Source organism: Evansella clarkii (assembly GCF_002019695.1).
Classification (GTDB): domain Bacteria; phylum Bacillota; class Bacilli; order Bacillales; family Salisediminibacteriaceae; genus Evansella; species Evansella clarkii.
This window is the reverse complement of the sequence record NZ_KV917376.1, coordinates 4644454-4655861: the sequence shown is the minus strand read 5'-3', so window position 1 is coordinate 4655861 and position 11408 is coordinate 4644454. Positions and strand designations below refer to the sequence as shown.

The following is an 11408-nucleotide window of genomic DNA, read 5'->3' as shown; positions in this document are numbered from 1 at the left end:
ATCATCCGGAAATACCTTCAGGCAGGAATCATGGAAAACGGATTAGTTAGGCAAAACGACATGGGGACTCCCCAAGGGAGTCCATTAAGCCCGCTTCTCTCAAATATTGTCCTGGATGAATTGGACAAAGAACTGGAGAAACGGAGTATTCGCTTTGTCCGCTATGCGGACGACTGCCAGATTTACACGGGGTCAAAGAAAGCCGCAGAGCGTATCCGAAAGAACATGATCACCTTCATTGAAGATAAACTGAAGCTAAAGGTAAATCGGGAAAAGAGCGCGGTAGACCGTCCGTGGAAACGAAAGTTCCTGGGTTTCAGTTTCACAGCTTCTTCTAAAGGAAAAGCGAAAATAAGAATACACAGGGAATCAATCCAACGGGCAAAAGGTCGAATCCGTGAGATTACTTCCCGAAAGAAAAGTATTCCTATGGAATACAGAATTGGCAAGCTGAACCGGTTTATCGTCGGCTGGAGAAATTATTTCCGACTGGCGGAAACACCCTCGGTATTAAAGGAATTAATGAAGTGGATAAGAAGAAGACTTCGAATGGTACGATGGAAAGAATGGAAGAAACCGAAAACAAAAGTCAGAAACCTAATCGCCTTGGGAGTATCGAAGCAGAAGGCTTATGAATGGGGAAACACAAGAAAAGGCTACTGGCGAGTCGCCTGTAGCCCAATTCTCCACCATACGCTTAATGACGCCTATTGGCGCAGGATGGGTTTGAAGTCGTTGATATAACGTTTGATTTTCATGAAACCGCCGTATACGGATCCGTACGTACGGTGGTGTGAGAGGTCGGGGGTTAGTCACCCCCTCCTACTCGATTGAGCGGGTTAGTTTAATTATTATGAATATTCAGGTATTTTATTAGTAAGCATTTATTAGAGGAGGGGAACGATGAATAAAGAGATAATAAAGCTGGCTGATGGTATATCTGCAAGCTGTTACCAGTTTTCTGACCATGTGATGTGTCTTGAGGTTATGAAGGATGGAGAGCCGATGGGTTCATTTTGCTCAACTGTTTCACAATATGAAGAGTGGGATGAAGAGGAAGTAACTGCACTGATTTTAAGCCATGTTCGGAAATTTGAAGAATCAGCACGGAAACAAAAAGCAGAGGAAAGATTAGTATTAGATGATTTAGTTATCCGGTATTATAATCATTCGGAAGATTTGTTTTGTGTAGATATATCAAAGGATGGAAAACCTGCAGGATCTTTCTGTGCCGACAGAAGTTCTTTTGAAGAATGGATGGAAGACAAAGATATGCTGTCGGAAGTGATCAGGAAAATGTCTTCTCTGTGACAGGCAGAAACTATTTGTAAGGGTCCTTTTGTTCAGGTTTAAAGTTTAAGGCTAAATGCTGATCATCACCTGACCAAACTCCTTGTTTTCATATTAACTACAGCAAGGCCGCGTGAGGATACCCCTCATGCGGGCCTTTTTTATTTGTCCTTAAAATTATCCGAAGACTTTATGACTTAGGCATAAAAAGGACGTGCTCTCATATATTCTCTATAGGCAGAGACATGAAAAAGGCAACTGGAGGTGAAGCCTGGTGAAAGAGATCCTTAAAATTCTTCCAGAAGCGATCAGAAAAAATACGATTCTCCTGCCGGCCAATGTGCTTGGCGAAGCGGAAGAGATCAGGCTCAGAGTGAACCGGCCGGTGGAAATCCGGACGAGGGACAGGACATATACCTTAATGGACGAATCCCGTCCATATATTTTTAGCGAAAAAGAGTCTGTCCTGATGATGAGCCTCCTCAGCCAGCATTCTGTTTACCGGCTTGAAGAAGAGCTGAAACGTGGCTATATAACTGTGTCAGGGGGACACAGAGTGGGACTGGCTGGCAGAGTAATTATGGAAAAGGGCGAAGTAAAAGGCATACGTGAAATCAGTTCCTACAATATACGCATTGCCCGACAAAAAAAAGGTGCCGCAGAGAAATACATCACCCAGCTGCAGAAGCAAGGGGAGTGGTGCCATACGCTGATTATCGGTCCCCCGAAAACCGGAAAAACTACCCTTCTTCGGGATTTTGCAAGGCTTATCAGTTCAGGAAGCAGCGGAAAAATAGACGCAAAAAATGTAGGAATAATCGATGAAAGGTCAGAACTGGCTGGTTCGGTCAGGGGAGTGCCGCAGCATGAATTTGGCGTTAAGGTAGACATACTTGATGCTTGTTCTAAAGCGGAAGGGCTGATGATGATGATTCGTTCCATGAGTCCCGAAGTTATTATCGTTGATGAAATAGGCAGAAGGGAAGACGGGGAGGCGATAATGGAGGCTGTCCATGCCGGAGTAACTATATTTGCTTCTGTACATGGTGAAAATCTGGAAGACGTTAAGAAAAGGCCAACAATATCAGCACTTTTAAAACAAGGAGTATTTCAGCGTGTGATAGAGCTCAATATTAAATCCAGAACAGGAAATGTAAGGAACCTGGAGTATTTATCTGAGCGCCCTGCCGGAGTTAAACGATGAAACTGGCAGGAGCGTTGTTAATAATTCTGGCAGCTACTGTTTTTGGATGGGAATTTTCAAGCAGACTTTCCAGAAGAACAAGGCAAATCAGAGAGTTAAAGCTCGCCTTTGAAGCACTGGAGACAGAAATGGTCTTCGGCATGACACCTCTTCCTCTCGCCTGCAGTAAAGTTGGAAAACAGGCAGGGCCGCTGCTTGGTAGATTTTTTGAAAAGGTGGCCGACGGACTCTGTACTGAAGAAGCGTCAGCTTCGGAGATCTGGCAAAGAACTCTGTACACCTGGAAAGACACGTCCGACTTATCTGCAGCTGAGATAAACATTCTGCAGCAGTTTGGCCAGACACTGGGCCAGCAGGATATGGAGAACCAGCGAAAACAGATCAGGCTGGCAATTTCTTATTTTAATCAGGAGGAAGAGCAAGCTGCTGAATCCCAGAAAAAATATGAATCTATGTATAAAAGCCTGGGTTTTTTAGGCGGGGCACTAATCGTGCTCATCATGCTCTGACTTGCCTGGCTGGGAGGGGAATAACAGTGAATTATGATGTGAGCTTGATTTTTCAGATAGCAGGTGTAGGGATAGTAGTTGCTATGATTCATACAGTTCTGAAGCAGATGGGGAAAGAGGAAATCGCAAATTGGGTCACACTGATCGCTTTTGTAGTGGTGTTGTATATGGTGGCTTCTGTAGTGGATGATCTTTTTCAGAAGATACGAAGCGTGTTCCTTTTCCAAAGCTGATCGGGGGTGATGACCTATTGAGATCATCCAGATAGTCGGCTTAGGTATGATTGCAACCTTTCTTGCACTGGTAGTTAAAGAACATAAGCCAATATTCGCCTTTATGCTGACTGTTTTTACCGGTGTTATTATTTTTATTTTTCTTATAGACCAGATAGCAATGATTATTGGCCTGCTGGAACAACTGGCAGACAGTGCAAATATTAATCTTGTATACGTTCAGACAGTTCTTAAGATTATTGGGATTGCATATATAGCAGAGTTCGGTGCCCAGATTGCAAAGGATGCCGGTCAGGGGGCAATGGCTTCAAAGATTGAATTAGCAGGTAAAGTTCTGATTATGGTTATGGCAATCCCGATAATATCGGTAATTATCGAAACAGTTATTGGTCTTATACCTGGTTCTTAAGGGAGGGAGAAGAAGGTGAAAGGAAGAGGAGCCACCGCAGGTTTAGTTTTAATTGTTTTTATTTCAGCTTTTCTTCTCCCGGCTTTCCCGGTTTTTGGAGAGGACGATCTGCCTCTGCAGGACGAGCTTATAGAAGAGCAGCTGGACAGGCTTGGAATAGAAGAAATCATGGGGTTCTGGGATGAGATACTGTTGGAAAATGAAGGCTTTCTTCCGGAAATTCAGCGCGGGGAATTTATGGAATTTGTTAAGGGAGACAAGCAGTTTTCCCCCGGTGCATGGATAAGCGGTTTTCTCCGCTTTTTGTTTCATGAAATATTCGCAAACGGCAAGCTTTTAGGAACTCTTATACTTCTTGCGGTATTCAGTATGATTTTGTCCCAGCTTCAGCAGGCATTCGAGCAGCATGCAATAAGCAAGGTTGCATATGCAATTACTTATATGGTCCTGATGATTATAGCATTAAACAGTTTTCACCTTGCAATGCAGTTCGCACAATCTGCCATCGAGACAATGAGCAGCTTTATGGTCTCCCTTGTGCCTCTGCTTCTTGTATTAATGGCTTCTTCAGGCAGTGTTACTTCTGTAGCGTTATTCCACCCTGTCATTATGTTCCTTGTCCATACGAGCGGTATATTTGTCCAGTATTTTGTAATGCCGCTGCTGTTTCTGTCTACTTTACTTCTGATCGTCAGTACGATGTCAGAGCATTATAAGGTGACAAAACTGGCCCAGTTCCTGAGGAATATTGCTATGGGAGGGCTTGGTGTATTCCTCACTGTGTTTCTCGGAGTACTTTCTGTCCAGGGGGCCACGGCAGCAGTTGCTGATGGTATTGCTATCAGGACTGCCAAATTTGTAACCGGCAACTTCATTCCTGTAGTAGGAAGAATGTTTACTGATGCAGCCGATACAGTGATGGGAGCCTCTGTGCTCCTTAAAAACACGGTTGGTGTCGCCGGGGTAGCGCTTCTTCTGCTTATCTGTGTTTTCCCTGCACTAAAGGTTTTGTCACTTGCACTGATATACACGTTTACGGCTGCTATATTACAGCCGCTCGGTGGAGGGCCGATTATTCAGTGCCTCACGATAATAGGAAAGTCTGTATTATTTGTTTTCGCCGCTCTGGCAGCAGTGTCATTGATGTTCTTTTTGTCCCTGACAATACTGGTCGTTTCAGGCAATCTTTCGCTGATGATGAGATGAAAAACAAAGTTGGGAGGAAATGGCGATGAGCGTGGTTACTGCCTGGATTACTAATATAATTCTTCTGATTTTATTCGCGACAGTGCTGGAATTGATTCTCCCTAATTCAAAAATGCAGCGATATGTCAAGCTTGTCGTCGGGTTAATGCTGCTAATGGTAATGCTTCAGCCCCTCCTTTCTGTTTTTCAGGCAGACCCGGAAGAGCTGCTTGCAGAAATCTCTTCAGCAGCGAATGTAAACACGAGCGGGGATTCAAGTTTACTTGATTCAAAGAAAATGGATATAGAAGAGGTACAACTTGCATATATTTCAGAACAGATGGCTGTCCAATTAAAAGAACAGGCCGCAGATGCTGTGAGAGAAAAGTTTGAGGTGGTGATGAAAGAAGTGACAGTTAATATTCAGGACTACCCGGAAAATGAAGAGGAACTGAAAAACTATCTTACCGAGATTGTCGTGCATCTGGAAAGCCCCGGCGAGGAGGTTGATGAGCAGGGAATTGACATTATTAACATTGATCCGGTTGAAATTAACAAGGAGCCTTTAACAGAACCAGCAGAAGCATCAGATAGATTAACCCGGGAGATCCAGGCGTTCCTCGGAGAATTATGGAGCATGCCTGAAGAAAAAATCCATGTTCTGGTGAACGGGTAAGGAGGCGGGGAACAAATTGTCTGAAAAAAAGGGACCGGACTGGCTGAAGGGACTTTCAGATAAGAGCCGGGGAAAAAAGCTGAATATAAAATATTTATTTATCTTAATGGGGGCGGGAGTTCTGTTTATGCTTATCGGTTCATTCCTCCAGGATGACCAGGAAAAAGAGCACGAGCCGGTAATGGAACGTACGGCGAGCGAAGAAAAAGCCGCTGAGGAGGTATTTAAATCAGACAGCAAACCAAAAGAAATAACAACGATGTCCGATTATGAATCATTTTATGAATCACAGCTGGAAAGAGCACTTGAGGAGGTGGTGGGTGTTTCTGATGTAACTGTCGTTGTTAATTTGGCAGAAACAGAAAGAACAGTATATAAGACAAACGAGAATACAAAAGAACAGTATACAGAAGAAACGGACCGGGAGGGAGGAAAGCGGGAAGTTAAAGATAAGACCAGGGATGAGCAGGTTGTAATAATCCGAAATGGAGACAGGGAAGAACCTCTTATTGTAAAAACTGAGAAACCGGATATAAAAGGGGTCCTCATCGTCGCCAGCGGGGTGGACAACATTCAAGTAAAAACCTGGGTGGTGGAAGCTGTAAGCCGTGTGCTGGATGTGCCGTCACACAGAGTCTCTGTACTGCCTAAGAAAACGAAGGGGGAGTCTTAAAAAATGGTGCTGAAAAGACAAACAGTCTGGTTGTTAACAATGCTCAGTTTAATTGTTGTCCTGTCCGTCTATTATATTTCAATGGAAAATATGCAGCCGGAGGAAGCAATGACTGGTATGCATGACGAAGCAGGCAGTGAAGGTAATTCAGATTCAGCGGATGAATTTGGGCCGGTTGATGAAGATGTAACTTTCATTGAGCTGGAGGAAGTGGAAGATGTGCTTGGAGAGGGTTCGCTCTTATCAGGCATGGCGGCGGAAGAAGTATTTAATACGATAAGATTGCAGCGGATGGATGCAAGGGAGAGGCTGAGCGAAGAGTATGTGAATGTATTTTTGTCTGATGAATCAGATACAGAGGTTCAGGTGCAGGCATTAGATAAGTATGAAGAGCTCCGCACACTGTCGCAAAAAGAGGAAATGCTGGAAACGCTTATTCGGTCAAAAGGGTATGACGATGCACTTGTAATTGTAGAAGAGAACGACGTGAAGATCTATGTAAAAGCGGAAGATCTGTCTAAATCGGAAGCTGCTGAATTAAATAAAATGGCTTATGAACAGCTTGGAGATAAAAATGTACGCGTCGGTTTTCAATCAGGAAAATAAAGGGTAAACTAAGAGGAGGCGAACAGCCTCCTTTTTCTTTTGGCTCTGTTAAAGGCTGATGTTGACTTTAAGTGTAATGTTGATTTTCGCGAAAGGTGCGAACGAGACTGTCTCTTCCTCTACCAGCTAAGCTCCACAGAGTATACGTCGAGACAAATCGATGATTACTCGGCGAAGCACATGCTCTTGCCTGCGGGAAAAGCATTAGCTACGAGCGAAGCATCATGCAAACACTACGAGTTGTCTCGACGCATACGGCTTCGAGTGATACTCTAAGAGGAAGAGACAGCAGTCTCTACATAAGGTAGCTGTTTCTTCCTCTTACAGCTTAGCTTCGCAGAATATCCGTCGAAACAAATCGACGCGTTTTCGGTGGAGTAACGCTCTTTGAAGCAATGCCCACAGGACAAGAGCCTCCTGGAGCAAAAATCAACAACAAAGTTTAATACAGCCTTTCTTTTATATCAAAGTTTAATGTTTAGTTATCAGCAATAAAGTTTAACATTGCTTCATTTAAATGGTATAATATCCAATTGGAACAGAAACCCTTAAGGAATGAAATACTGTCGGAAATTACAGGGATATAAAGGGAGAGATAGTTTATGGAATGGTCTGAATTAACCGAAGGCGCTAAAGCCGTACTGGAACAAACGAGGAATGTGAAAAATGACAAAGTTCAAATCGTAGAATTTGAAGTAGGTTTTGAACAGGATCCGGAAGATGCAGGAGACGCAGAACCAATATCTATTCAGGAAGAAGATTACCAGAGTTTAAAAAGGTTTACACAGGAAAATGAATATGGCGACAAATACCATATGGCAAGAAATAAAAACATCGTAAAGATCATTCTGCTGGAAAAAGGGAAAATCCCCGATAACCTGTCTGAAATCCCGGTCTTCAGGGAGTATAAAAACGAACAGTAATTTACAATCCCTTTCTGTGCCCGCCATGGAAAGGGTTTTATTTACACTATAGGAAAGCATAAAATTTTAGCAGCGGAGCAAGTTTCGACGCAGCTAAAATTTTTAGGAATATAGTATAAGTGCAACTAAGGCAATCCTTCGCCTTTAAAGGCTTGTCTTGCCAAGTTTTCTATACAAGGTTACGGTCCGGCCTTAATACATAAACTTTCAGGATTTTCCAGCACGGAGAGTATAAATTTTTTTATTTCAGAAAAAGGTTTTCATTTTGATTTTTTTAAGGTAGCATATTTTTTAGGACTTGCTCCTAATAACAGGGTAACGATGTTATATTAAGAAAATGTTTTAGATGTATACAAACTACCAGGAAAAGAAATCAATACTGAAGAGGAGTGGCTATTATGTTAAAAATTCAGGAAATCCGTGAACTAATTAAACTAATTGATCAATCGAGCATTGAAGAATTTGATTTTGAACAAAACGGTGCGAAAGTTTCTATGAAAAAACAATCAGCCGGTGGAACAGTCCAGACTGCTGTGCATTCCGCGCCAGCAGCACCTGCTGTACAGGCTGATAAGCCGGAGACAGTCCGGGAAAATAACGCTGCACCTGCAGTAACCGAGGCACCGGTTAAAGAAGAACAACAGCCTTCTCCTGCTGACAATACGAGGAGCGAGGAACTACATACAATCACTTCTCCAATGGTTGGAACTTTTTATCAGGCGCCGTCTCCTGATTCTTCTCCATATGTAAAAACCGGAGACAAAGTGAACGAAGAGTCAGTCGTCTGTATCGTTGAAGCAATGAAATTAATGAATGAAATTGAAGCTGAAGTAAAAGGAGAAATAGTAGAAGTTTTAGCAGAGAATGGACAGCTTGTGGAATACGGGCAGGAACTATTCTTGGTGAAACCGGAATAGGAGCTGATTAAATTGATTAAGAAGGTTCTCGTAGCTAACAGAGGAGAAATTGCAGTAAGAATTATACGTGCCTGCAAAGAACTAGGGATAGAAACTGTGGCAGTGTTTTCGGAAGCTGACAGTGATGCTCTTCATGTAAGGCTTGCGGACGAGGCATACTGTATTGGTCCCACTTCTTCAGCAGAAAGCTATTTGAATTTTACTAATATAATGAGTGTGGCAACATTGACGGAAGTAGATGGAATTCACCCAGGATATGGCTTTCTCGCTGAAAATGCTGCTTTTGCGGAAATCTGCGAAGAATGCAATATTGAGTTTATTGGCCCTGGCCCGGATGCGATCAGTCAAATGGGCACAAAAGATGTAGCCCGGACAACTATGAAGCGGGCAGGTGTTCCGGTTGTTCCTGGCTCAGAAGGAATTATTGAAACCCCTGAAGACGGTGTCCGGCTTGCAGAGGAAATGGGCTATCCTGTAATCATAAAAGCAACTGCAGGAGGCGGAGGAAAGGGAATCAGGGTTGCCAAGGATGAAGCTGAACTGAGAAAAGGTATTTCTATTACTCAGCGTGAAGCTGAAGCCAACTTTGGAAATCCGGGAGTATATATTGAAAAATATATAGAAGATTTCCGCCACGTGGAAATCCAGGTTCTTGCAGACAAACATGGTAATGTTATTCACCTTGGAGAGCGGGACTGCTCTATTCAGAGGAGACTGCAGAAGCTTGTAGAGGAGACCCCTTCGCCTGCAATTACTCCTGAGAAGCGCCAGGAGATGGGTGATGCGGCCGTACGGGCAGCACAGGCAGTTGATTATGTAGGAGCTGGCACGATAGAATTTATTTTCGACCATAATACCGGCGAGTTTTATTTTATGGAAATGAATACAAGAATACAGGTAGAGCATCCTGTTACTGAGATGGTTACAGGGATTGACCTTATTAAAGAGCAAATATTAGTTGCGTCCGGTGAAAAGCTCTCCTATACTCAAGAGGAAGTCACTTTTAATGGCTGGTCAATTGAGTGCCGTATTAATGCGGAAAACCCGGATAAAAATTTTATGCCTTCCCCAGGAAAGATTGAAATGTATCTTCCTCCCGGAGGTTTTGGTGTCCGGGTTGACAGCGCTGCTTTTCCTGGATATGTCATACCGCCGTTCTATGATTCAATGATTGCTAAAGTGATTACTTATGGGAATACCCGCGATGAAGCGATTGCCAAAATGAAACGTGCGCTTAGTGAATTTGTAATTGAAGGCGTGGATACGACAATACCTTTCCATCTGCGGCTGTTAGACCATGAAGTATTCACCGGCGGCGACTTTAATACAAAATTTCTTGAAAAACATCCGTTAAAACCGGAATCGGCAGAGTGAGCTTTCTAAAGGAGGAAGTTATATGGAGAACCATATGATTAATATGTCAGACGATAAAGAAGAACTGGGTAAGGTGGAGATTTCTCCTGAGGTTATTGAAGTAATTGCCGGCCTCGCAGCCACTGAAGTAGAAGGTGTGGCGACAATGAGAGGGAATTTTGCTGCAGGAGTAGCTGAACGTCTCGGGAGGAAAAGCACGCACGGAAAAGGTGTGAAAGTTGACCTTGGGGATGAAGGAATAGTTGTTGATGCTTTTATAGTTACTAACTATGGTGTTTCAATCCCGGACGTATGCAGAAAAATTCAGGAAAATATTTATCAGACCTTAAAGAATATGACAGCTATTCAGCTTAAAGAAGTAAACGTTCATGTTGTTGGTGTGCAATTCGAACAAAAAAACGAGGCTGAGCTGCAAAAAAAGGACCAGGGATAAATATTAGTCAAAACCAAAGGGAGATAACTCCCTTTGGTTTTTTACACTTTAAGAATGTATAAAATTTTTAGCGATGAAGTTAGTTCAAAGCAGTGAAAATTCTTATAGCGAAAGTATAAGCGCAACGAGGCCTCTGTCTTCGCCTTAAGTCTTGTTAACCCGCGAGTTTTCTTTAAGTTAAGGGGCAGATACTAAAGCAGCAATCAGCAGTAAAGTTAAACGTAAGTTTCAGATAAGTCAGATAAAAGGAAAAGGTTCAGAGAACCAGGACAATTTGTGTAAACTACTGAAAAGTTATGCTATCATCAGATTTGAATGGAAAAGATATTTAATATAAAGTGAAACTTCAATCAGCAGGGTTTTGTTTTTTCCGCACTGATTGTTAGTTGAACCAATCGGGATGATAGCGTTCGTAACTCCCGCCTAAACATCGTGGCTTTAACCCATAATTTAAGGCGGGGGTTTTACGGATAGTTACATCAGGATAAACAATTAATATCCAGCCTGGATATTCCACGATGGATAAACAGAAACAGGAAATTAAAGGAGACGTATACTTAATGAATCGAAGAGTCGCACGCATTAAAGCAGTTCAGTCACTTTATCAGGTTGAAATGACAGATGTACACCCTGATGAAGCAATTCAGGCCGTACTGGAAGAGGGGGAAGAAAAAACACCTTTTCTGAACAATATCGTGCACGGAACCCTTGAGAATCTGGAAGAAATAGATCAGCTGCTTGAAAAAGCGCTGAAGAACTGGAACCTTTCCCGTCTTTCAAGAGTAGACAGGGCTATACTGCGCATCGCTGTGTATGAAATGAAATGGATTGAGGATATCCCTGTTAACGTGAGTATTAATGAAGCCATTGATATTGCGAAAGGGTTTACCGGGGAAGAGGAGCCAGGACGTTTTGTTAATGGCGTGCTGTCAAATGTAGCCGCCAGTTTAATTAAAGATAACTAACAGGCATATCA

At 42.8% G+C, this 11408-nt stretch carries 15 protein-coding genes; all 15 read left to right on the top strand.

Annotated features, from left to right (window positions below; translation table 11 throughout):
* The coding region (locus tag BK582_RS21950; protein ID WP_244895316.1) for a group II intron maturase-specific domain-containing protein at positions 1–744 on the top strand (744 nt) is incomplete at its 5' end.
* 159 nt (positions 745–903) lie between these two features.
* Positions 904–1311, top strand: coding sequence for a hypothetical protein (locus BK582_RS21945; protein WP_078597082.1), 408 nt, complete (start codon positions 904–906; stop codon positions 1309–1311).
* Positions 1312–1564: 253 nt separating this feature from the next.
* Complete coding sequence (spoIIIAA, locus tag BK582_RS21940) at positions 1565–2494, top strand: stage III sporulation protein AA (RefSeq protein ID WP_078597081.1); 930 nt, start codon at positions 1565–1567, stop codon at positions 2492–2494.
* Positions 2491–3003, top strand: coding sequence for a stage III sporulation protein SpoIIIAB (gene spoIIIAB / locus BK582_RS21935; RefSeq protein WP_078597080.1), 513 nt, complete (start codon positions 2491–2493; stop codon positions 3001–3003). Before spoIIIAA ends, spoIIIAB begins: the two co-directional genes overlap by 4 nt.
* Positions 3004–3029: 26 nt before the next feature.
* On the top strand, positions 3030–3236 hold the full coding sequence (spoIIIAC, locus tag BK582_RS21930; protein WP_078597079.1) for a stage III sporulation protein AC: 207 nt from the start codon (positions 3030–3032) through the stop codon (positions 3234–3236).
* 16 nt (positions 3237–3252) lie between these two features.
* Entirely contained in the window at positions 3253–3645 is a 393-nt protein-coding gene (gene spoIIIAD / locus BK582_RS21925; protein ID WP_078597078.1) for a stage III sporulation protein AD, read from the top strand.
* Between the two features lie 51 nt (positions 3646–3696).
* The gene (spoIIIAE, locus tag BK582_RS21920) at positions 3697–4851 is read left to right on the top strand and encodes a stage III sporulation protein AE (RefSeq protein WP_088036955.1); all 1155 of its coding nucleotides are present in this window, start codon (positions 3697–3699) and stop codon (positions 4849–4851) included.
* 25 nt (positions 4852–4876) lie between these two features.
* Entirely contained in the window at positions 4877–5506 is a 630-nt protein-coding gene (spoIIIAF, locus tag BK582_RS21915) for a stage III sporulation protein AF (RefSeq protein WP_167553240.1), read from the top strand.
* A gap of 16 nt (positions 5507–5522) precedes the next feature.
* Entirely contained in the window at positions 5523–6179 is a 657-nt protein-coding gene (spoIIIAG, locus tag BK582_RS21910; protein ID WP_078597075.1) for a stage III sporulation protein AG, read from the top strand.
* Between the two features lie 3 nt (positions 6180–6182).
* Positions 6183–6785, top strand: a complete 603-nt coding sequence (locus tag BK582_RS21905) for a SpoIIIAH-like family protein (RefSeq protein WP_078597074.1) — start codon at positions 6183–6185, stop codon at positions 6783–6785.
* Positions 6786–7387: 602 nt separating this feature from the next.
* Positions 7388–7708: a hypothetical protein gene (locus BK582_RS21900; protein WP_078597073.1), complete on the top strand. Its 321-nt coding sequence runs from the start codon at positions 7388–7390 to the stop codon at positions 7706–7708.
* Between the two features lie 398 nt (positions 7709–8106).
* Positions 8107–8625: an acetyl-CoA carboxylase biotin carboxyl carrier protein gene (gene accB, locus BK582_RS21895; RefSeq protein WP_078597072.1), complete on the top strand. Its 519-nt coding sequence runs from the start codon at positions 8107–8109 to the stop codon at positions 8623–8625.
* Positions 8626–8637: 12 nt separating this feature from the next.
* Positions 8638–9999 (top strand): acetyl-CoA carboxylase biotin carboxylase subunit, encoded by a 1362-nt coding sequence (gene accC, locus BK582_RS21890; RefSeq protein WP_078597071.1) that lies wholly within the window; start codon positions 8638–8640, stop codon positions 9997–9999.
* Positions 10000–10021: 22 nt separating this feature from the next.
* Positions 10022–10432 carry an Asp23/Gls24 family envelope stress response protein gene (locus tag BK582_RS21885; protein WP_078597070.1) on the top strand — a complete coding sequence of 137 codons (411 nt, stop codon included), beginning with the start codon at positions 10022–10024 and terminating at the stop codon, positions 10430–10432.
* Between the two features lie 560 nt (positions 10433–10992).
* The gene (gene nusB, locus BK582_RS21880; protein WP_078598223.1) at positions 10993–11397 is read left to right on the top strand and encodes a transcription antitermination factor NusB; all 405 of its coding nucleotides are present in this window, start codon (positions 10993–10995) and stop codon (positions 11395–11397) included.
* The last annotated feature ends 11 nt before the right edge of the window (positions 11398–11408 follow it).